The sequence below is a fragment of the Clostridium sp. YIM B02569 genome (assembly GCF_022320765.1).
Taxonomy (GTDB): Bacteria; Bacillota; Clostridia; order Clostridiales; family Clostridiaceae; genus Clostridium; species Clostridium beijerinckii.
Genome location: NZ_JAKJJX010000001.1, coordinates 240517 through 262262, shown reverse-complemented (window position 1 = coordinate 262262; position 21746 = coordinate 240517). Strand labels below are relative to the sequence as shown.

The following is a 21746-nucleotide window of genomic DNA, read 5'->3' as shown; positions in this document are numbered from 1 at the left end:
GTGATTTAAGGTGGGTAGGACTAAAGGCAAACATAGCACTACAAAAAGTAAAAAAGATGAAAACACAATAAATCCAGATATAGTAGGAATAGTGTATATTGCAACAGGAATAATACTTGGTATAGCAATATACACTTCTTTAGCTGGAATATTATCATCTTTAGCGCAAAGAGTATCATATGTAGTAATTGGAATAGGTGCAAATGCATTGCCTATTTATTTAATATATTTTGGATTCCAATATATAAAAACACGAGGAAATATTAAATTAAGCAAGAATTTTTTTGGAATAACTATATTAGTAGCTGTTACCATATTGACATTTGGAACGATAAACATTCAAAGTTTAGACGGGCAAGGAAGTTTTTTTGAAAATTTTAAGGTCATACTTAATGATAGCGCCCAGACTCCTCATGGTGGAATAATGGCATATCTCATATGTTATCCAATGTATAAAATTATAGGGGCCCTTGGGACATATATAGTTCTTCTCGCATTTTCAATAATTGCCATCACTTTGATTTTCGATATTACTCTTTATGATTTAGGGATAAAGGCCTACAATAAAGGTGAAAAAATAAGAAATAGCAGAAGAAGTAGAAAAGTAAGGGATGAGCAGAAACCAGTTAGAGAGAACTTTATAAATATAGTAGAAAAAGATGATAAAGAAAATGAAAAAGAAGCATTTCTTTCTGGTGTAGAAAAGAAAATAAAAATTCTAGATTTTATGAAAAATACTAGTGAGGATACAGAAATCTCACCTATATCAAAAGCTGAAGTATCATCAGATATTCAGATAGAGAGTTTTATAGAAAAACCTACGCAAAGTCATACTAAGAAGAAAGAAAACTTAGGTAATGATGTTAAGGAAGTAGTAAATAAAGAGATACAAGAACATATAATGGAACAAAAAGAAACTAAGGAGTATAAACATCCAAGCCTTGAATTATTAAAATTAAATTCAAATACAAAACTTAATAGCAGTGACAAAAAAGAATTAATAGAGAATGCTAATAAGCTTGAAGAAATATTATCTAATTTTGGAGTAGATGCCAAGGTTACTCAAGTTACAAAAGGTCCATCAGTTACGAGATTTGAACTTCAGCCAAGTCCGGGCGTCAAAGTTAGTAAGATTGTAAATCTATCTGATGATATAGCTTTAGGGTTAGCAGCTTCTGGGATAAGAATAGAAGCACCAATTCCAGGTAAGGCGGCAGTTGGTATAGAAGTTCCAAATGGAAAACAAAAACCAGTCTTTTTAAGAGAAGTTCTAGAAAATGATGAATTTATCGAGTCTAAGAAAAAGCTTGCATTTGCTTTAGGAAAAGATATATCAGGAAAATGTGTTGTGGGAGATTTGAGTAAGATGCCACATACACTGATTGCAGGGGCAACAGGTTCTGGTAAGAGTGTATGCATAAACTCTCTTATAATAAGCCTATTATATAAGTATAATCCAGAAGAAGTTAAACTTTTAATGGTAGACCCAAAGGTTGTTGAGTTAAATGTTTATAATGGAATACCACATCTTTTGATTCCAGTTGTTACAGATCCTAAGAAAGCGGCAGCAGCTTTAAATTGGGCAGTAAATGAAATGACCAATAGGTATAAGCTCTTTGCAGACTCTGGAGTTAGAAATATGGAGTCATATAATGAATTATTTAATAAGGGTATAATAGAACAAAAACTGCCATATATAGTTATTATAGTAGATGAGCTTGCTGATCTTATGATGGTATGTCCTAATGATGTAGAAGATTATATTGGAAGATTAGCACAAATGGCAAGAGCTGCAGGCATGCATTTAGTTATAGCAACTCAAAGACCATCAGTTGATGTAATAACAGGGGTAATTAAAGCTAATATTCCATCTAGAATATCATTTGCAGTATCATCTCAAATTGATTCTAGAACTATCTTAGATGGATCCGGAGCGGAAAAACTGTTAGGAAAAGGTGACATGTTATATTATCCAGTGGGAGAAAGTAAGCCTCTTAGAGTTCAAGGTTGCTTCATATCGGAGGAAGAAGTAGAGCAAGTTGTATCGTTTATTAAGAGTGAACAGGGTGATACTAAGTATGAAGAAGATATAATTGATCATATTAATAATGCGTCAGATTCAAAATCTGTGGATGCAAATGATAGTAATGACGATGTTGATGAATTACTTAATGAGGTGATAAATGTTGTAGTTGAGTATGGTCAGGCATCAACTTCGTTTATTCAAAGAAAGTTCAGAATAGGGTTTAATAGAGCTTCTAGAATAATGGATCAATTAGAAGAACGGGGGATTATATCGGAAAAGGATGGAAGTAGACCAAGGCAGGTGCTTATTACTAAGCAGCAGCTATTAGAAGATGAACATGAAGAGGAAAATTAATTAATAATGTCTAAAAAGTTTAAAGCTATAGTTTTAGATTAATTATGAAATAAAATTAAACATTATGTTAACTTTTTTAATTTAACTCTTTTGAGGTAAAATAATAAGTGATTTTTGTGAGATTTGGGAGTAGTATATGTATAATAGCAACTTGTAAAATGTAGTTCTAATTTGTTATAATTAAGACTATTAGAACGTAGGAGGATATAAGAAGTTGAGCGAAATTAAAATAGAAATAGCGAAGAATAGAGAACAATATAATGAAGAAGCTTCAAGCAAGTATAAAGTTGGAATGGTAAGCTTAGGCTGTGATAAAAATAGAGTTGACTCAGAGATAATCTTAGGTAAGATGAGTGATGAATATGAGATAACTAATAACCCAAAAAACGCAGATATAATTATAGTGAATACATGCGGATTTATAGAGAGTGCCAAACAAGAATCTATTGACACAATTTTAGAGATGGCTAATTATAAAATTAATTATAAATGTAAACTGCTTATAGCTACAGGATGTCTTACTCAAAGATATGGAGAAGAGTTGAGAACATTAATACCTGAAATAGATATAATGCTTGGAGTTAATGACTATAATAAAATAAATGAAATTATAACTGGATTTATAGACGGAAATAAATTAGCAACAGAACTCTTAAATTATTCTGATGAAAATATTAATGAAGGAAAGAGAATTATTACAACTCAAAGGGAGAGTGCATATATAAGAATAGCAGAAGGATGCAATAATTTTTGCACATATTGTATAATTCCTAAGATAAGGGGAAAATTTAGAAGTAGGAAGATGGAAAATATTATAAATGAAGCAAGAGATTTGAGTGAGAGTGGAGTAAAGGAAATCATACTTATAGCTCAAGACACTACTTTATATGGAAGTGATATTTATGGGAAAAAGAATCTGCATGTTCTTCTTAAGGAATTATCCAAAATTGAAGGAATTGAATGGATAAGGGTACTTTATTGTTATCCAGAAGAGATATATGATGAACTTATAAACGAAATTGCTTGTAATGAAAAAGTTGTAAAGTATTTAGATATACCTATTCAACATATAAGCGATAATATTTTAAAACTTATGGGAAGAAAAACTAGTAAAAAAGATATAATTAATAAAATACAAATTTTAAGGGAAATAGTTCCTGAAATTGTTATAAGAACAACATTTATAGTAGGATTTCCAAACGAAACTGATGAAGATTTTAATGAAATTATTGATTTCTTGAAGGAATATAAGCTTGATAAAGTGGGAGCATTTACTTATTCTCAGGAAGAAGATACTCCAGCAGCTAAAATGGATGGGCAAATAGATGAAGAAATTAAGGAAAAAAGAGAAGAAGATTTAATGCTTTTACAAAAGAATATTTCAGAAGAAATAAATAAATTGAAAATTGGAAAGTTATATGATATTCTTGTTGAGGGATATAATGGAAAGTGCTATTATGGAAGAAGCTATGAAATGGCTCCTGATATAGATGCAAATGTATTATTTGAATCAAATGCAAAAATAGAAAATGGTGAATTTGTAAAGGTAAAAATAGTAGAGACTATGGATTATGATTTAGTGGGAGTTGTTGTTGATGAATCTTGCAAATAAGTTAACCTTAATTAGAATATTTTTGGTTCCTGTATTTTTAGTATTTATAGCAGTTAAAGATATACCATATGGAAGTTTTATTGCTACATTTATATTTATTTTAGCTTCATTAACGGATAAGTTAGATGGGTATATTGCTAGATCTAGAAATCAAATAACTAACTTTGGAAAATTTATGGATCCTTTAGCAGATAAATTATTAGTTACTGCGGCGTTAATTTCTTTAGTTGATTTACAAGTAGTACCAGGATGGGCAGCAGTAGTTATAATTGCACGAGAATTTGCTGTTTCAGGCTTAAGATCAATAGCGGCAGCGCAAGGAAGAGTTATAGCAGCTAGCTGGTGGGGAAAAATCAAAACGGTTATACAAATTATAGCAATAATTTTATTATTATTAAAAGTAAATATTCATGATGCAAGACTGTTAAAAATTTTTGTAATAGACAATTATTATTTGAAAGGATTTTTTAAATTCGCTCCAATGATAATGCTTATGATTGCGGTTATCGTAACCCTGCTTTCAGGTTACGATTACTTTAAAAAGAATAAGGAAGCTGTTTCTTACGATAAATAAAATATATAAGATCCATGTTTAGAAATATAAAAAAATGGATATGAATTAAAAAGGTTCCTTCTTTGCTAGCAAAGAAGGGGCTTTTCTTAGAATTAATTATTGACTATGGTTTGTAATTAATTTATAATAAATATAGAACATAAGTTCGATGGAAGGGAGTTAATTAGTATTATGGGAATTATAAATGCAGAAAAGTTAAAAGCAATTGAAAGTGCTATGAGTCATATAGAAAAACAATTTGGTAAAGGATCAGTAATGAAATTGGGTGATCACAATATTTCTAACATGGATGCTATATCAACAGGATGTTTAGATTTAGATATAGCTCTTGGAATTGGAGGAGTACCTAAAGGTAGAATTATTGAAATTTATGGACCAGAAAGTTCAGGAAAAACTACAATTGCGCTTCATATAGCGGCAGAATCACAAAAGAAAGGTGGAGCAGTAGGATACATAGATGCAGAACATGCATTAGATCCTAGTTATGCCCAAAAACTTGGAGTTGATGTAGATAGCTTAATAATTTCTCAACCTGATACAGGGGAACAAGGACTTGAAATAGCTGAAGCATTAGTCCGTTCTGGAGCTATTGATGTTTTGGTAGTAGACTCAGTTGCAGCTTTAGTACCTAAAGCTGAAATTGAAGGAGAAATGGGAGACTCACATATTGGTCTTCAAGCAAGACTTATGTCACAGGCTTTAAGAAAGCTTGCAGGAACAATAAATAAGACTAATTGTGTTGCTATATTTATTAACCAATTAAGAGAAAAAGTTGGGGTTATGTTTGGCTCACCAGAAACAACAACTGGAGGAAGAGCATTAAAGTTCTATGCATCAGTAAGACTTGATATTAGAAGAATAGATTCTATAAAACAAGGGGATTCAATAATAGGTAACAGAACAAGAATAAAGGTCATGAAAAATAAAGTTGCACCACCATTTAAACAAGCAGAATTTGATATTATGTATAATGAGGGTATATCAAGATGTGGTAATATAGTAGATGTTGGAGTAAAAGAAGAGATTGTTCAAAAGAGTGGAGCTTGGTTTTCTTATGGAGATATAAGATTAGGTCAAGGAAGAGAAAATGCTAAATTATATCTAAAAGAAAATCCTGAAGTGGCATTAGATATAGAAAATCAAATTAGAGAAAAGTATAATCTTCCACCTGCAGAACTATTTAAGGCAGCTGCACCAGAGGGAGCTAAAGAAGATATAAGCGATAAAAATGATGTTGCTGTAAACACAAAAGAATAAAGAAGATGCAATAAATGGAAAGTTTAAATGTGAATTTACTTCATAATATTTATTAATAAATATATAGCTGCATATATTATGATAACTCATATATATGCAGCTATATTAAGTATTTAACAGCATAATGCAGTATGTAACAGTTATATGCGCAAACTTGACATAATTTTGTTTTTAATATAGAATAAAAAGGAATACTGGTTTATCATATTCCAAATGCAGTGAGAAGAATATGACACCTACTATACTTTCTTGTTAATAATATAATGAGAAAATGATAAATTAGGAGGTGTTTATGTGGTAACAGCAGTAATGATATTAATAGATGTAATAGTTTTATTAATATTAGGAATAGTGGTTTATAAAACGATTCAAAACATATCAAAAGCAAAGATTGAATCGCTTGAAAAAGAAGCAGAAGAAATTCTAGTAAGAGCTAAAAAGGATGCAGAAGCAACTAAAAAAGAAGCAATCCTTGAGGCAAAAGAAGAACTTCATAAATTAAGAAATGATTTTGATAAGGAATCTCGTGAGAGAAGAAATGAGATTCAAAGGCTTGAAAGAAGAGTAATTCAAAGAGAAGAAGCACTTGATAAAAAGAGTGAACTTCTTGAAAAGAAAGACGAAACAATCAATCAAAGAATGCTTGAGGTAGATCAAGTAGAAGCAAGAGTACAGAAGCTTTATGAAGAAAGAAGAGCAGAACTTGAAAGAATATCGGCTCTATCTAGTGAAGAAGCACGTGAGATTCTTCTAGATGAAATAAGGAAAGAAATTACACACGATGCAGCTTTAATGATAAAAGATATTGAAAGTAAGGCAAAAGAAGAGGCAGACAAGAGGGCAAGGGAAGTAATTACAACTGCGATCCAAAGATGTGCTGCCGATCATGTGTCTGAATCAACTGTACACGTTGTTGCACTACCGAATGATGAGATGAAAGGTAGAATAATAGGTAGAGAAGGAAGAAACATTAGAACCTTGGAAACATTAACAGGAGTTGATTTGATTATAGATGATACTCCAGAAGCAGTCATTCTTTCTAGCTTTGATCCAATTAGGAGAGAAGTTGCGAGAATGGCACTAGAAAAGTTAATAGTGGATGGCAGAATACATCCAGCGAGAATCGAAGAGATGGTTGAAAGAGCAACTAAGGACGTGGAAAGTAGTATAAAAGAAGAAGGAGAGCAAGCAGCTCTTGAAACTAGTGTACATGGACTACATCCTGAAATTATAAGACTTCTTGGTAGATTGAAGTATAGAACAAGTTATGGGCAAAATGTGTTAAAGCATTCCATAGAAGTTTCATACTTAGCTGGCTTAATGGCTTCAGAGCTAGGTTTAGATGTTACTTTAGCTAAAAGAGCAGGATTGCTACACGATATTGGTAAAGCTGTGGATCAAGAACAAGAAGGGCCTCATGCTCTAATTGGTGGAGATCTAGCTAAAAAGTATCACGAATCGCCATTAGTAATAAATGCAATAGCAGCGCATCATTCAGATGTAGAAATGCAATCTTTAGAAGCAGTACTAGTTCAAGCGGCAGATGCAATATCAGCGGCTAGACCAGGCGCTAGAAGAGAGACATTGGAAGCATACATTAAGAGATTGGAAAAGTTAGAGGAAATTGCAAATTCACATGAAGGTGTAGAAAAGTCATATGCCATTCAAGCTGGTAGAGAGATTAGAATTATGGTTAAACCAGATAAAGTAGATGATGCTGGAACAATTGAATTGGCACGTAATTTAGTTAAGAGTGTCGAGGAAGAACTTGAATATCCAGGACAAATTAAAATTAATGTCATAAGAGAAACTAGAGCAGTAGATTTTGCTAAGTAAAAAAAGTGAAGTATATTTTGTTAAGTGATGAAATATACTTCGTTTTATTATAGATTAGATGTAATTAATTCATTTAAACTATAATTGAGTATATAAAAACAAAATACCTAGAAATAAAAATATTTTTTAATTTAGTAATTCTAAAAGGAATTTTAGGAATTATATAGAATATATTTAATGTAAACGATTTGTGTATTAAATTCTAGGAGGAATAACAAAAATGGAAGTATTAAAAGTATCAACAAAATCAAATCCTAATTCTGTAGCAGGTGCACTAGCAGCTATAATAAAGGAAAAAAATATTGCAGAAATTCAAGCTGTTGGTGCGGGTGCTATAAACCAAGCAGTTAAGGCTATTGCAATAGCAAGGGGATTTGTTGCACCAAGTGGAAAAGATATAGTATGTATACCGGCTTTCACAGATATACAAATAGATGGAGAAGAAAGAACGGCCATAAAATTAATAGTACAACCTAGATAATTAAAATTATTTCTAAATTATCATATGAGCAATCATTTTTAAGTTGAAATTATCAATAAAAACGATTATACTATAATAGTTAAATGCTATATTTATTAATTTTTTGTAAAGAGGTGTATATAATGATAGCAAAAGAGGTTACAGTAAAAAATTCATCTGGTCTTCATGCTAGACCAGCAACATTATTAGTTAAGAAGGCTTCTTCATTTAAATCAGACGTTAGTATAGAATATAACGGCAAGAAAGCAAATGTAAAAAGCTTAATCGGAGTATTATCTTTAGCAGTAACTAAAGATGCTACTATCAAGGTTGTTGCTTCAGGAGATGACGAAGCTTTAGCAGTAGAAGAAATCGTTAAATTAGTTCAAACTTTAGAAGACTAATATACCAAAAAAGGTTCCATATTATTAATATGGAACCTTTTTTGGTGCATTAGTAGTATAAATATTAAATAATTTATATAAGTATAATTCTTGATATCGATTACTCATGCAGATCTTTAATTAAAGTCTAATTCTCATCCATTATTAAATTGCATCTAAATAGCAATGAAACCAAATCTAAGGCACCTAAAAATACTGCAATATAGATAAACCTCTCTATTATTGGAATATTCATAGAAATTAATTTTGCTATATTTAGGTTGAACAAACCTATTGTTCCCCAATTTAATGAACCTATAAGAACTAATAAAAAGGAAAGTTTATCTAAGATACCTATCTTACACATATTTCTTCACTCCAATCTTTAATATGATCCTTAGTATATATATATGATTCTTAGAGACAATAATAACAAAAATGTAAAATAAATTTAAATACAAAAGAGTACAAATAATTCTAAAATTAAATAGGCAAAAATGAAAAAAATATGATATAATACGAATGTTAAAAGAAAAAGCATAAAATATATTCGTGTGGAGGTTTTTAGATGAGAAATTTATATAGCACACCTTTAAATTCAAGATACGCATCAAAGGAAATGAGCTTTATTTTTTCTGATGATATGAAGTTTACAACTTGGAGAAAATTATGGGTAGCTTTAGCAGAAGGAGAAAGAGAACTCGGATTAAATATAACTGATGAACAAATCAAAGAGTTAAAAGAACATATCAATGATATAAATTATGATGAGGCTGCTAAAAAAGAAAAAGAAGTTAGACATGATGTTATGAGTCATGTATATGCATATGGTCTTCAATGTCCAAGCGCAAAGGGAATTATCCATTTAGGAGCTACATCTTGTTATGTTGGAGATAATACAGATATTATAATAATGAGAGATGCTTTAAATCTAATTAAAAATAAAATAGTTACAGTTTTAAATCATTTGAAAAATTTTGCACTAGAATATAAAGACATGCCAACATTAGGTTTTACACATTTTCAACCAGCTCAATTAACTACAGTAGGAAAAAGAGCTACATTATGGATGCAAGATTTAGTAATGGATGTTGAAAATATAGACTTTTTATTATCAACATTAAAGCTTAGAGGTGTTAAGGGTACTACAGGTACTCAAGCCAGTTTTATGGAACTTTTTGATGGAGATGAAAATAAAGTTAAGTCTTTAGATAAGATTGTTGCAGAAAAAATGGGATTTGAAAAAAGTTATGGAGTAACAGGCCAAACATACCCAAGAAAACTTGATTCTATTGTATTAAATACATTATCGGAAATTGCTCAAAGTGCTTACAAATTTAGTAATGATTTAAGATTGCTTCAAAATATGAAGGAAATGGAAGAGCCATTTGAAAAAAATCAAATAGGATCATCAGCTATGGCATATAAGAGAAATCCTATGAGAAGTGAAAGAATAAGTGCATTAGCTAGATATGTAATAGTAGATGCATTAAATCCAGCAATTACAGCAGGAACTCAGTGGTTTGAAAGAACACTAGATGATTCAGCTAACAAGAGACTATCTGTAGCTGAAGGATTTTTAGCATTGGATGGAGTGTTAAATTTATACATAAATATTGCTGAAAACATGGTAGTATATGATAAAGTTATAGCATCTCACGTGCAAAGAGAATTACCATTTATGGCTACTGAAAATATAATGATGGAAGCTGTGAAAAGAGGTAAGGATAGACAAGAATTACATGAACAAATTAGAGTGCACTCTATGGCTGCTGCTCAAAGAGTAAAAGGAGAAGGGTTAGATAATGACCTAATAGATAGAATAATAAATGATGATTCATTTGGCCTATCTAAGGAAGAAATTCTAGCAATTATAGATCCAAATAAGTTTGTTGGAAGAGCACCAAGTCAAGTTGTTGAGTTTATAGATGAATATGTAGATCCTATTATTGAGAATAATGAAGATGCATTAAAAATCAAGAGTGAGATAACTGTATAACAATATAAACGTTAAAATTAAGCATATATATAAATCAAAGAAATGAGATACATATTTATGAATATGTATTTGAAAGCTAACTGTTATAAATGAAAGTTTAAATTTATAATTTGAGTTCACGAACTTAGTTAACTTATTAAAAATTGATTTAATTATAAGTAAGGTTGCTAAGGATTAGCTTGCAAGATTAAAGTTGAAGCAAGCTGGTCCTTAATGCAACCTCTTTTTATGTGCTTTCAGAGTTATGTTTTGTAGTATTCGGGTAAACATGTATCTGACTTAGATTTATAGATATAATAATCATAAACTATACTTAAACTATGAAGTATCTTCCAACCAGAAACTGGAACAAAAGTATATTATTCATTTCGGTGAGTTATACGCATAAGTATAGATTATAGTGTTGGGTTATCTATATATGATCTAGAGTTTGAGATAGATATTGTATATCAATCGAATTTTAAGGCCCTGAGTGTTGGATATCTGTTGGGATAAATTTGGCTAAGAGGATAATTCAATTTGTCATAACTATGACAGCAATAAAGACAGTCACCATTTTGAAGCCTATAAGTAATAAAGCCATTATGAAAATATCGTCCTATAGACGGAGTGTAAAATTGAATTAAGCAGCCTCTATCTAATGATTTATCGTTTGGAAGCTTAGTGGCTTCTAATTTCGGCGTTATTAAGTATTGATATAGTTCTTCAACTCGAATCCAGGCATGAGTATATGGTTTCCAAGTTGCATTTTGACTGAAACCCCCAGCATGAATTATTTGAGACATAAAATTAGTACAATCCCCTCCGATGCCAGAAAATGATTTGTATTCAGGATTATAATTTAATGAAAATCTTTCAGCATAATCGCAGGCATCTGTGACATTAAATTTGGAAGCTCTTTTTTCATCATGGTTATTAGTAGAAAGCCAGCTAGAAGCTATGAACATTTCAAATAATGAATCAATTGATGAAAGTTTATCCTTATATACATTTATGTTGCTGTTTTTATTGAAATTACGGCTATTTACTAGGCTTGATAAATCAGTATTTAGGATATGTTCATATAAAAGTGGATTTTCTTCATTCTCTGCTATAAATTGTATTTTGCATTTGTCTTGCAAATACTCTAAAATGAGTATATATTCATTTATTGAAACTGAATTTATATTTTGAGGATAAGTTTTAACAATAAAAGAAGCCTTCAGAATCAGTTTAACCTTAATAAAACTTGGAATTTGTTCTAGTATATTATATGCATAATCAAATTTATAGTCTTTAAATGAAGAGTTTAATTTTTTTGCCCATTCAAAGTTGAATAATTTTTTTAGGTAAATTTCTTTTAATATGGTATCATCTAAATTATACTTATGTTTAGAAATTAAATTGATATTATTATAAGGCATTGATAGTAAAAAGGATAAATTATATAAACTATTTGTTAGCATATAGTTTCCTTATTTAAAATTGTTATCATTAAATATGTTTATGAGGGAAATTATAGAAATGTGTTAATAAATTCATTTTTTATAAAATTATTTGTTTGCATTACCTGATTGATAGTTTAATATGAGCTTTAGGCATAATCAAAAAATAACACTTCATTTATTTCGTATGCCTTAATGAACTAAAATTTTCAGAAAAATATATATTAAGATTGGTAATACCCTAGATAATAGATTAAAACAACAAAAATGTTCATAAAAATTTAAAAGTAGATACAAATATATTTAATATGTTATAATGTAATATGGACGAAAAAAGTAATGAACTTATAATATTTTTATAGAGAATATTGTAAATCTAAAATGAAAATTATAAATTTGGTGACTATACTTGCAAATTATAATTGTTGTAGGATAAAGTCAAATTTGTTAAAGATTTTTATAAAGGAGCTATAAGAAGAAATGCAAGAATTATCTAACGGAATAGCTAGCAAGTATGAAGAAATAATTGAAAAAATAAAGAGTTTTTCAGATGAATATCTCAATGAAGATTATAAGAATATTTGTGTTCTAGCAACAGAAACTTTATTTTTGAATTATGAAGAACAATTTAAAAAGGGGAAGAGCTTTTCATGGGGAGCAGGAATAGTGCATGCTATAGGAACTGCAAATAACTTATTTGATTCAAAAGAAAAGCCATATATTAAAGTTGCTGACTTATATAAGGAGTTTGGTGTTAGTAGTAGTACAGGCTCTAGTAAATCAAAGGAAGTAAAAAGCTTATTAGATATATCAAAAGATAATAATAAATGGATAATAGGCGAAAATAAGGATGCAGAAGCTTCAAAAGGTACTATGCTAAAAGCTAAAGAAGAAGTTGCATTAACTATGAATGATAAAATAGAAGAGGATAAAGCTGTTAAGGATGAAACAAAAGTTCCTTTTAAATTTGCTGTCCATAAAGATTATATAATGGCTCAAAGAACTATTGAGTATGCATGGAGACAAAAGAATTATAAAAATAAAGCAAAATATGCAAAAGAAGCATTAGAAGTATATGAAGATTGTGCGGATGCATATATAATATTATCAAAAGATTCTAGTTTAAATAATAATCAGAGGACAGAACTTCTAGAAAAAGCAGTTAACGCAGCGAAGAATTTATTAAGAATAGATGATTTGAAAAATGCACCGGCAGAGCTTCTTAGATTAAAGATAGCGAGGCAACTTTTTGGAGCTAAGTATAGTTTAGCGATTCATTTATGGGAAATTGGTGAAAAAGAAGCTGCAATAGAGAATGCTTTAGAAATCCTAGAGTATGATGAGAAAGATGAATTAGTGGTTAGAAGTTTAGTAGTTAATTGGCTTTTAATTGAGAAAAGATATGAACAACTAAAAAGCCTGCTAGAAAAATATGAAAAAGATAATTTGGCAGCTATACATTATAGTAGAGTAGCGTTATTATATAAGATTAATGAAATTAAAGCGGCAGAAAGTGCTTTAAGAAGAGCATATAAGAGAAACCCGCATGTTATACCATACATATTAAAACAAAAAAGAGTTTCAAGTACCTTGCCTAATTTAATTAGATTTGGAAGCGAGGAAGAAGCTATGAAATATGCTAGCTTAGGTTTAGACATTTGGAATGATCCTAAGATGCTTCAATGGATTAAAGAAAAGAAGAAAGAATTCGATATCATAAATTTTAGCTAATCACTTTACAAAGATAAAACTTCATGATATCATAGTTATTGTAAATTAAATAAAGAAATCTTCGGGGTTGGGTGAAATTCCCTATCGGCGGTACAGCCCGCGAGCTTTAAAAAGCAGATTCGGTTAGATTCCGAAGCCGACAGTAAAGTCTGGATGAAAGAAGAGAGTAATGTTATAAATTATATTTAAAATTAAAGTTTTAAATGTTATTTGTTCGCATTTAAGTACCCTGAATTTATTAGAATTCAGGGTTTTTTTATTACAATATATTTTTAAGTTTGAAATTATATAAGATTGATAGAACTGGCTTAAAATATATGCTGTAATATATAGGATAAATTTTAAAATTTTACTTGTATATATAAATAATCATTACAATTTTTTAAAACTCCGAGGATTTGAATCCCGGAGTTTCTTTATTATTCATTAAATTATAATTCAACTAAGTATTTATAAGATTATATTATAGGAAATAGTATGAAAAATTGGAGATGATTAGCTTTGGATGAGAAGTACATGGAGATAGCTTTAGAATTAGCTAAAAGAGGAATAGGTAAAGTAAATCCTAACCCACTAGTTGGAGCCGTTATAGTTAAAGACAATGAGATAATAGGAGAAGGTTATCATGAGTGCTATGGAGAAGCTCATGCAGAAAGAAATGCAGTGAAAAATGCAACAAAATCTGTGGAGGAAAGTACAATTTACGTCACACTAGAACCTTGTGCTCATTATGGAAAGACACCCCCATGCGTAGATTTAATAATTGAAAAAAAGTTTAAAAGAGTAGTAATAGGTATGTTAGATCCCAATGAGCTAGTTTCTGGAAAAAGTGTGGAAAAGTTAAAACAGCATGGGATTGAAGTTGTAGTAGGTATTAAAGAAAAAGAATGTAAAGAATTGAATGAGATTTTTATAAAGTATATAACATCAAAGATTCCATTTGTTATTTTGAAAAGTGGAATGTCCATTGATGGGAAGATAGCAACTTATAGTGGAGAATCAAAATGGATTACATCTAAAGAATCTAGAGAAGATTCACAACACTTAAGAAATAGGTTTCATTCGATTATGGTAGGTGTAAATACAGTAATTGAAGATAATCCTGAACTCACATGCAGAATCAACCATGAGAAGAAGTTAATCAGGATTATTGTAGATAGTAATCTTAGAATCCCACTAGAGTCTAAAGTTCTCACAAATAGTGACAAAGCTGCAATAGTAGTAACTACTTTAAAATCAGATAAAGAAAAGAAAAAGAAATTAAGATCTATGGGCATTAAAGTTATAGAGGTGGCAGATAAAGATAGTAGAGTTAATCTGAAAGAACTGGTTAAGAGGGTTGGAGAAGAAGGAATAGATTCAATACTTATAGAAGGTGGAGGAACTTTAAATTTTTCTGCATTAGAAGAGAGAATTGTAGATAAAGTAAGATTTTATATAGCACCTAAGATAATAGGGGGACAAAAAAGCAGAAATAGTATAGCAGGAAAAGGCTTCTTTAAATTAGATGACGCAGTTAGATTAAAGGACATTAATTATAGAACGATTGGAGAGGACTTAGTACTAGAAGGTTATGTTGCTAAATAAGAGATGAAAGAATAAGGAGGAGAAGATGTTTACTGGAATTATTGAAGAAGTTGGCGTGTTAGAGAAATTTAGCACAGGTAATGGCTTTGGAGTTATGGAAATCAAGTGTAGTGAAGTTTTAAAGGAAACTAGAGTCGGAGATAGTATAGCTACCAATGGAGTTTGCTTAACAGTAAAAGAAAAATATTCAGATTCTTTTAAAGCAGAAGTGATGGGCGAAACTTTAGAGAAAAGTAACTTAGGAAATTTAAAGGCTGGAGATAAAGTAAACCTTGAAAGGGCATTGAGATTAAGCGATAGGCTTGGTGGTCATATTGTAAGTGGACATATAGATGGTGTTGGAAAAATAGTTTCCATAAAAGAAGAAAGTAATGGAACTTGGTTTACTATATCTGCACCTGAGGAGGTGCTAAGATACATTATATATAAAGGATCAATTGGAATAGATGGAATAAGCTTAACTGTTGCTTATGTTGATGATGAAGTATTTAAGGTTTCTGTTATACCTCATACTATAGATAATACTATACTTTCATATAAAAAAGTTAATTCAAAGGTTAATTTGGAGTGCGATTTAATTGGGAAATATGTAGAAAAGTTATTTGGTGGAAAAGAAAAAGAAGAAAATGAAAATAGCAATATCACAATGGAATTCCTAAGGAAAAATGGGTTCTAATCATATAAATCATCAGAATGAATTTTAAGTATATATAAAATATAAAATTAAGGAGCTGAGCATTATGTTTAATAGTATAGAAGAGGCATTAAAGGATATTAAAGAAGGGAAAATGATAATAATTGTAGATGACGAGGGAAGAGAAAATGAAGGAGATTTAGTAATTCCAGCAGAACTGGCTAATGGAGAAAATATTAATTTTATGATTAAGTACGCGAGAGGACTTGTTTGTGCACCAGTAGAAGAAGAAATTGCAGTGAAACTTGGATTAAATCCAATGGTTGAAAAAAATACTGATAACCATGAAACTGCTTTTACAGTATCCATAGATCATAAGGATACGACAACAGGTATATCAGCATTTGAAAGAGCTTATACAATAAATAAACTTGTAACTGCAAGTGAAGGCGATGACTTTAGACGACCAGGTCATGTATTTCCTTTGGTAGCTAAGAATGGGGGAGTCTTTGAGAGAATTGGTCATACAGAGGCAGCAGTAGATTTTGCAAAACTTGCAGGATTTAAAGGTGCGGCAGCTATATGTGAAATAGTAAAAGACGATGGAACAATGGCAAGACGTGATGATTTGATAAAGTTTGCTAAGGAGCATAACTTAAAGATAGTTACTATAGCTGATCTAGTTAAATACAGAAAAGAAGAACATTTAAGTGTCGTTATGGAAACGGAAGCTAATCTTCCAACTAAGTATGGGAATTTTAAAGTACTCGCATTTAAAGAAAAAGATTCCTCAAAATGTCATTTGGCTTTAGTCAAAGGAGATATTAAAAATAATGATGAACCAACACTTGTTAGAGTTCATTCTGAATGTTTAACTGGAGATGCTCTAGGATCTAGAAAATGCGATTGTGGAGAACAATATGAAGCTTCGATGAGAATGATAGCAAAAGAGGACTCGGGGATACTTCTGTATATGAGACAAGAAGGAAGAGGAATTGGCCTTTTAAATAAGTTGAAAGCATATGCACTTCAAGATGAGGGATTGGATACAGTAGATGCAAATTTAGCTCTAGGATTTAGAGAAGACATGAGAGATTATAAAATAAGCGCTGATATGCTTAAAATTTTAGGAATAAAGAATGTTAAATTAATTACTAATAACCCAGATAAAATAGAAGGGTTAGAAAAAAATGATATAAAAGTTGTAGAAAGAGTATCAATACAGATGCCATTGAATGAAAATGACGAATTTTATTTAAAGACTAAAAAAGAAAGAATGAATCATTTGCTAAATATTTGATAATTAAATTCTAATAACATGTTACTGCATTTGGAGTAATATTAGCGGAGATAAATTAGGCGAAATATTTGTGGTTATAAGTTCAATTAGTATTTAGTCTACATGCAAATCTAATTGAAGTTGATAAAAAATAAAATAAATAATATAAAATATTGGAGGAAAAAACAATGAATATATTTGAAGGAAATTTAGTTTCAGAAGGATTAAAATTTGGGATAGTAGTAGGAAGATTTAATGAATTTATTGGAGGAAAACTTTTAGAAGGCGCAATAGACGGATTAAAGAGACATGGTGTAAAAGAAGAAGATATAGATATTGCATGGGTGCCAGGTGCTTTTGAAATACCACTGATTGCTAAAAAAATGGCTAAGAGCCCTAAATACGATGGAGTAATATGTTTAGGAGCAGTAATAAAAGGATCTACATCACATTATGACTATGTTTGCTCAGAAGTATCAAAAGGAGTTGCGAGTGTTTCGCTTGAAAGTGGAAAGCCAGTAATTTTTGGTGTTCTTACAACAAATACTATAGAACAAGCAATTGAAAGAGCAGGAACTAAAGCTGGTAATAAAGGATATGAAAGTGCAGTTTCAGCAATAGAAATGGCCAATCTACTTAATACAATAGGATAAAATATTTTTGCATATATAGATAAACAATATATGACGTAGACTTATGCAATAGTCTACCGAAAGCAGAAACATTGTTATTTCACAGGACTATGAAAATTTCACTGAAAGTGCTAAATTGCAGGTTGCACAACTAAAGCTTGCTCCAAATTTCATTGTGACAAGCATTAGTTGAACACCCTACAATTAAGAATTTTTAGCAGCTCATTTTCAATGCCTGTTGCATAAAAATGTTTCTGCTTTCTAGTATGGCGTTTATTGTAAAGTATAAATCAAATTCCTAAGTTGTTTATCCATAGGCGTAATGATAGGTGAGCCTATGTGGACATCAGTAGAATAGAATATATATTTGTTCCATAGACTTAAGAAAATTTCGATGGAAATCTCTAAGTAAAAGGTTGTACCTATTTTTGCATGGCATGTTCCTCAAACAAGTTGATGAGAATCAGTAAACTCATATATAAGTCTAGTTTATAGCTTAGATATATTCTATGATCCTATGAAAATAAATTAAGACTATAAATATATGTATATATTTATATAGAATTAAAGTTATATATTTTTAAAGAAATATATGTACGTATAAAAATATTTTCATATGTACATATATAAATATTTATAGGAAACATCAGGGTTAAGGGCTACTTATGCTTATAAGAGAGCATATCATTTCTAGCATAAATATATATTTGATTTATATTATATGAGTGCTTTTACATAAGAAGTGAAATTAATTATGTGGCGGAAATAAAGTAAGCTGTCCAAGTTATTTAGGGGAAGAGGGGGAACGCTTTGCTTATTCAATTTAAAATGGAATAAGTTTAAGTGGAACCCTCTTTCTCTTAATTATTTCTGAAGTTCTTATAGTTTTCTTTTTTAATCAAAATATTTATGATTTCGTTAAGTTATCATATAAATTCAGTTTTAAAGCTTGATATCTATATACAAAAGCCTTGTAACAGTTTGACTATATTTTGCTTGTGAGATACACTTAACTTAGATTTGTTTTCAGCAAAATCTCGTGTTTAATTTTTTTGGACTATGCGAGCTAAAGGAGGAAGTTAAGTTGGCCACTATAAAGGAAATAGCTTCTATAGCAGAAGTTTCTATAGCAACAGTTTCTAGAGTTTTAAATTTTGATGAAACATTAAATGTAAGTGATGCAACAAGGGAAAAAATATTAAAAATAGCAGATGAACTTGATTATGTTTCAGCAAAAACAAAAAAAGCTAAGAATAAGAAAAGTAAGGATATAGGAATTATTTATTGGTATAACTATGAGGAAGAATTAGGAGATCCATATTACTTATCAATAAGGTTAGCTGCTGAAAAAAAATGTAATGAAAATAATTTTAATTTGGTGAAGCTAAGTGAGGATAGTAGTATTGAGGATATTAAGAATGTTAATGGAATAATTGCTATCGGAAAGTTCTCTTCAAGTATCATAGATAAATTAGCAAGTGCCAATGATAATATAGTATTTGTAGATTTTTCACCTGATGAAAATAAATTTAATTCAGTGATGGCGGATTTAGGAAAAGCAACTTATGAAATCTTAGATTATTTGTACAGTTTAGGCCATAGAAAGATTGGTTTTATTGGTGGGAATAAATTAGAATGCATAGATTATAGAGATACATATTTGGATAAAAGGGACATAAAATATAAGGAATTTATGGAAAGCAAGAATATCTATAATAATAAATATATCTACGAGACAGAGAAATTTACTTTCAAAGCTGGATATAATCTTATGAAGGAAGCATTAAAATCTAAAAATAACATAACAGCTTTTTTCATTGGAAATGATACAATGGCAGTCGGGGCTTACAAAGCAATTTCAGAGGAAGGATTATCAATACCAGATGATATAAGCATAATTGGATTTAATGATCAGCCTAGCGCAAAGTATATGATACCAGCTCTAACTACAATAAGAATACCAAGTGAGTATTTAGGAAAAGCAGCTGTTGACTTGCTGCTTGAAAATTTGAATGGAATTAGGGAATATAATAAAAAAGTAATAATACCAACTGAATTTAAGATTAGAGAGAGTTGTAAGAGAATATAAAAAATAAGCAGTAGCCTTTTTGTAGAAAGGGGTTACTATTTTTTTGTTCTAAATAAATATATATATCTGCAAAAATAATTCTTCATCATAATTCTAAAAATATTGAAAGAATTTTAGCCATAATTATGAAATGTGCATTGTGAATTGCAACATATATATTTAAACTTTTGAAGAATTAGATAAAGAAAAAATACAAAAAGCATGTTAGATTCTCATCACCATTAAATCTAACGTGAAGATTAAATTCTTTTATTGAAAAAGACGAGTTTAATATTTATATCAAGCCAATAAAAAATGCTAATAAACAAAAAAAGTACAAATCCCAATATTAATATTATAAAATTATTACAAATTGATACCAATAATGCAATAACGTTTACTATATTGAGAATGCTACAATGTAAACAGATACATAACTAATATAAATTAGAAAATTACTTATGTATAAACTTTAATTTCAAGGGGGAATAATTAATGAAACTTAAAAAAATTATGGCTGCAGTTGTAACTGGCATGATGGCTTTTAGTTTAATGGCGTGTGGTTCATCATCAGGTGGTAGCAATGCTTCGTCATCAAGCAAAGGAAAAGATGATAAAACAATTACTATCTGGGCTTGGGATGATACATTCAATATAAAGGCAGCTAATATGGCTAAAGAAAAATATCTAAAGGATCACCCGGATGTAACTATTAACGTAGTAAGTATGGCACAAGATGATGTGGTACAAAAATTAAATACAGGTCTTTCATCAGGAACATATGATGGACTTCCTAATGTTGTGCTAATTGAAGACTATAAAATTCAAAATTATTTGCAATCATATCCTGGTGAGATTAAAGATTTAAGTGGAAAAATAGATAAAAGTAAATTCATGGATTATAAATTAAAATCTATGCAGCAAGGTGATAAGACTTACGGAGTACCATTTGATAGTGGTGTAACAGCTTTATTTTATAGAACAGATTTAATTGAACAAGCTGGATATAAGAAAGAAGATATGCAAAACCTTACTTGGGAAAAATATATAGAAATCGGTAAAGCTGTTAAAGCTAAAATTGGAAAAGCTATGATAACTATAGATCCAAGTGATTTAAATCAACTAAGAGCTATGATGCAATCAGCTGGCTCATGGTATGTTAAAGATGATGGAAAAACAGTAAATATTGCTGGTAATCAAGCTTTAAAAGATGCAATTAATATATACAAGCAAATGGTTGATGCAGGAATTACAAAGCAAGTATCAGGATGGGATGCATTTATAGCAGCATTCCAAAAAGGTGACGTTGCTACTGTGCCAAGTGGATGTTGGGTTTCATCTTCAATACAAGCTTCTGAAGACCAAAGTGGAAAATGGGCAGTAGCAGCTATTCCAAGAATGGCTTCAAATCCAAAATCAGTTAATGCAGCTAACCTTGGTGGTAGTAGCTGGTATGTTCTAGATAAGGTTGGAAATTCAGATTTAGCTGCTGACTTTTTAGCAAATACTTTTGCATCAGATGATGCTTTAATGAATGATTTAGTTCCAGCAATTGGTTTAGTAAGTACATTAAAATCAGCAAGTACAAGCGAAAATTATAGTAAACCAATAAAATTTTATGGAGACCAACAAGTGTTTAAAGATTTATCAGCTTGGGCTGAAAAGGTTCCATCTGTAAACTATGGTCTTTACACATATCAATTGGAAAGTGTTATGTCAGAAGGGATGCAGGCTATTGTTAATGGAGCCGATATAGACGAAACTCTTCAAAAAACTCAAGCTCAAGCAGAAGCAGCTGTAAGCAAATAACACAGATAAAATAACCGTAATTTGAAAAATATGAATTTGTAAAGGCTATTTGTTAAAAGTTTAAATATATGTTTAGCAAAT

Annotated in this window: 17 protein-coding genes and 1 riboswitch; of the genes, 15 read left to right on the top strand and 2 right to left on the bottom strand. The window is 30.2% G+C overall.

Features of this window, described 5'->3' with window-relative positions:
* Nucleotides 1-10: 10 nt before the first annotated feature.
* The 7 genes from L3B96_RS01135 (at nucleotide 11) to L3B96_RS01105 (ending at nucleotide 8523) form a co-directional block, all read left to right on the top strand.
* Nucleotides 11-2380, top strand: coding sequence for a DNA translocase FtsK (locus L3B96_RS01135; RefSeq protein ID WP_238858615.1), 2370 nt, complete (start codon nucleotides 11-13; stop codon nucleotides 2378-2380).
* A gap of 292 nt (nucleotides 2381-2672) precedes the next feature.
* The gene (gene rimO, locus L3B96_RS01130; protein WP_238858651.1) at nucleotides 2673-3992 is read left to right on the top strand and encodes a 30S ribosomal protein S12 methylthiotransferase RimO; all 1320 of its coding nucleotides are present in this window, start codon (nucleotides 2673-2675) and stop codon (nucleotides 3990-3992) included.
* Entirely contained in the window at nucleotides 3976-4566 is a 591-nt protein-coding gene (gene pgsA, locus L3B96_RS01125; protein ID WP_011968552.1) for a CDP-diacylglycerol--glycerol-3-phosphate 3-phosphatidyltransferase, read from the top strand. The genes rimO and pgsA overlap by 17 nt, the downstream gene beginning before the upstream one ends.
* A gap of 171 nt (nucleotides 4567-4737) precedes the next feature.
* A complete protein-coding gene (gene recA, locus L3B96_RS01120) occupies nucleotides 4738-5823 on the top strand; it encodes a recombinase RecA (RefSeq protein WP_238858614.1) in 1086 nt (361 codons plus the stop codon).
* Between the two features lie 294 nt (nucleotides 5824-6117).
* Nucleotides 6118-7659, top strand: a complete 1542-nt coding sequence (rny, locus tag L3B96_RS01115; protein WP_011968554.1) for a ribonuclease Y — start codon at nucleotides 6118-6120, stop codon at nucleotides 7657-7659.
* A gap of 220 nt (nucleotides 7660-7879) precedes the next feature.
* Complete coding sequence (locus L3B96_RS01110) at nucleotides 7880-8140, top strand: stage V sporulation protein S (protein WP_171786550.1); 261 nt, start codon at nucleotides 7880-7882, stop codon at nucleotides 8138-8140.
* Nucleotides 8141-8262: 122 nt separating this feature from the next.
* A complete protein-coding gene (locus L3B96_RS01105; RefSeq protein ID WP_011968555.1) occupies nucleotides 8263-8523 on the top strand; it encodes an HPr family phosphocarrier protein in 261 nt (86 codons plus the stop codon).
* A 127-nt stretch (nucleotides 8524-8650) separates the two neighbouring features.
* Here L3B96_RS01105 and L3B96_RS01100 read toward each other — a convergent pair whose 3' ends face one another.
* Nucleotides 8651-8869: a DUF378 domain-containing protein gene (locus L3B96_RS01100; RefSeq protein ID WP_011968556.1), complete on the bottom strand. Its 219-nt coding sequence runs from the start codon at nucleotides 8867-8869 to the stop codon at nucleotides 8651-8653.
* Nucleotides 8870-9070: 201 nt separating this feature from the next.
* On the opposite strand from L3B96_RS01100, the gene purB reads away from it, so the two are divergent.
* Entirely contained in the window at nucleotides 9071-10501 is a 1431-nt protein-coding gene (gene purB / locus L3B96_RS01095; RefSeq protein WP_238858613.1) for an adenylosuccinate lyase, read from the top strand.
* 449 nt (nucleotides 10502-10950) lie between these two features.
* Here the strand turns inward: purB and L3B96_RS01090 are convergent, their stop codons facing one another.
* Nucleotides 10951-11946, bottom strand: coding sequence for an amidase domain-containing protein (locus tag L3B96_RS01090; protein ID WP_238858612.1), 996 nt, complete (start codon nucleotides 11944-11946; stop codon nucleotides 10951-10953).
* A gap of 459 nt (nucleotides 11947-12405) precedes the next feature.
* Between L3B96_RS01090 and L3B96_RS01085 the strand changes: the two genes are divergently transcribed.
* The 7 genes from L3B96_RS01085 to L3B96_RS01055 all read left to right on the top strand — a co-directional run bounded on the left by L3B96_RS01085 (nucleotide 12406) and on the right by L3B96_RS01055 (nucleotide 21665).
* Nucleotides 12406-13656, top strand: coding sequence for a DUF6398 domain-containing protein (locus L3B96_RS01085; RefSeq protein ID WP_238858611.1), 1251 nt, complete (start codon nucleotides 12406-12408; stop codon nucleotides 13654-13656).
* Between the two features lie 53 nt (nucleotides 13657-13709).
* A riboswitch (FMN riboswitch) is annotated at nucleotides 13710-13825 on the top strand.
* A gap of 332 nt (nucleotides 13826-14157) precedes the next feature.
* On the top strand, nucleotides 14158-15243 hold the full coding sequence (gene ribD, locus L3B96_RS01080; RefSeq protein WP_238858610.1) for a bifunctional diaminohydroxyphosphoribosylaminopyrimidine deaminase/5-amino-6-(5-phosphoribosylamino)uracil reductase RibD: 1086 nt from the start codon (nucleotides 14158-14160) through the stop codon (nucleotides 15241-15243).
* 25 nt (nucleotides 15244-15268) lie between these two features.
* On the top strand, nucleotides 15269-15919 hold the full coding sequence (locus L3B96_RS01075; RefSeq protein WP_011968561.1) for a riboflavin synthase: 651 nt from the start codon (nucleotides 15269-15271) through the stop codon (nucleotides 15917-15919).
* 61 nt (nucleotides 15920-15980) lie between these two features.
* The gene (locus tag L3B96_RS01070; protein ID WP_343073042.1) at nucleotides 15981-17177 is read left to right on the top strand and encodes a bifunctional 3,4-dihydroxy-2-butanone-4-phosphate synthase/GTP cyclohydrolase II; all 1197 of its coding nucleotides are present in this window, start codon (nucleotides 15981-15983) and stop codon (nucleotides 17175-17177) included.
* Nucleotides 17178-17344: 167 nt separating this feature from the next.
* The gene (gene ribE / locus L3B96_RS01065) at nucleotides 17345-17809 is read left to right on the top strand and encodes a 6,7-dimethyl-8-ribityllumazine synthase (protein ID WP_023973304.1); all 465 of its coding nucleotides are present in this window, start codon (nucleotides 17345-17347) and stop codon (nucleotides 17807-17809) included.
* 1063 nt (nucleotides 17810-18872) lie between these two features.
* Nucleotides 18873-19877, top strand: a complete 1005-nt coding sequence (locus L3B96_RS01060) for a LacI family DNA-binding transcriptional regulator (protein ID WP_238858608.1) — start codon at nucleotides 18873-18875, stop codon at nucleotides 19875-19877.
* A 474-nt stretch (nucleotides 19878-20351) separates the two neighbouring features.
* Nucleotides 20352-21665, top strand: a complete 1314-nt coding sequence (locus L3B96_RS01055) for an extracellular solute-binding protein (protein WP_238858607.1) — start codon at nucleotides 20352-20354, stop codon at nucleotides 21663-21665.
* The last annotated feature ends 81 nt before the right edge of the window (nucleotides 21666-21746 follow it).

What these genes read in the sequence shown, in the direction of transcription:
- L3B96_RS01110 (WP_171786550.1), top strand. Translation starts at nt 7,880, where the DNA reads ATGGAAGTATTAAAAGTATCAACAAAATCAAATCCTAATTCTGTAGCA.
- purB (WP_238858613.1), top strand. Translation starts at nt 9,071, where the DNA reads ATGAGAAATTTATATAGCACACCTTTAAATTCAAGATACGCATCAAAG.
- L3B96_RS01055 (WP_238858607.1), top strand. Translation starts at nt 20,352, where the DNA reads ATGAAACTTAAAAAAATTATGGCTGCAGTTGTAACTGGCATGATGGCT.
- recA (WP_238858614.1), top strand. Translation starts at nt 4,738, where the DNA reads ATGGGAATTATAAATGCAGAAAAGTTAAAAGCAATTGAAAGTGCTATG.
- L3B96_RS01075 (WP_011968561.1), top strand. Translation starts at nt 15,269, where the DNA reads ATGTTTACTGGAATTATTGAAGAAGTTGGCGTGTTAGAGAAATTTAGC.
- L3B96_RS01085 (WP_238858611.1), top strand. Translation starts at nt 12,406, where the DNA reads ATGCAAGAATTATCTAACGGAATAGCTAGCAAGTATGAAGAAATAATT.
- L3B96_RS01090 (WP_238858612.1), bottom strand. Translation starts at nt 11,946, where the DNA reads ATGCTAACAAATAGTTTATATAATTTATCCTTTTTACTATCAATGCCT.
- L3B96_RS01100 (WP_011968556.1), bottom strand. Translation starts at nt 8,869, where the DNA reads ATGTGTAAGATAGGTATCTTAGATAAACTTTCCTTTTTATTAGTTCTT.
- L3B96_RS01105 (WP_011968555.1), top strand. Translation starts at nt 8,263, where the DNA reads ATGATAGCAAAAGAGGTTACAGTAAAAAATTCATCTGGTCTTCATGCT.
- pgsA (WP_011968552.1), top strand. Translation starts at nt 3,976, where the DNA reads ATGAATCTTGCAAATAAGTTAACCTTAATTAGAATATTTTTGGTTCCT.
- ribE (WP_023973304.1), top strand. Translation starts at nt 17,345, where the DNA reads ATGAATATATTTGAAGGAAATTTAGTTTCAGAAGGATTAAAATTTGGG.
- rimO (WP_238858651.1), top strand. Translation starts at nt 2,673, where the DNA reads ATGGTAAGCTTAGGCTGTGATAAAAATAGAGTTGACTCAGAGATAATC.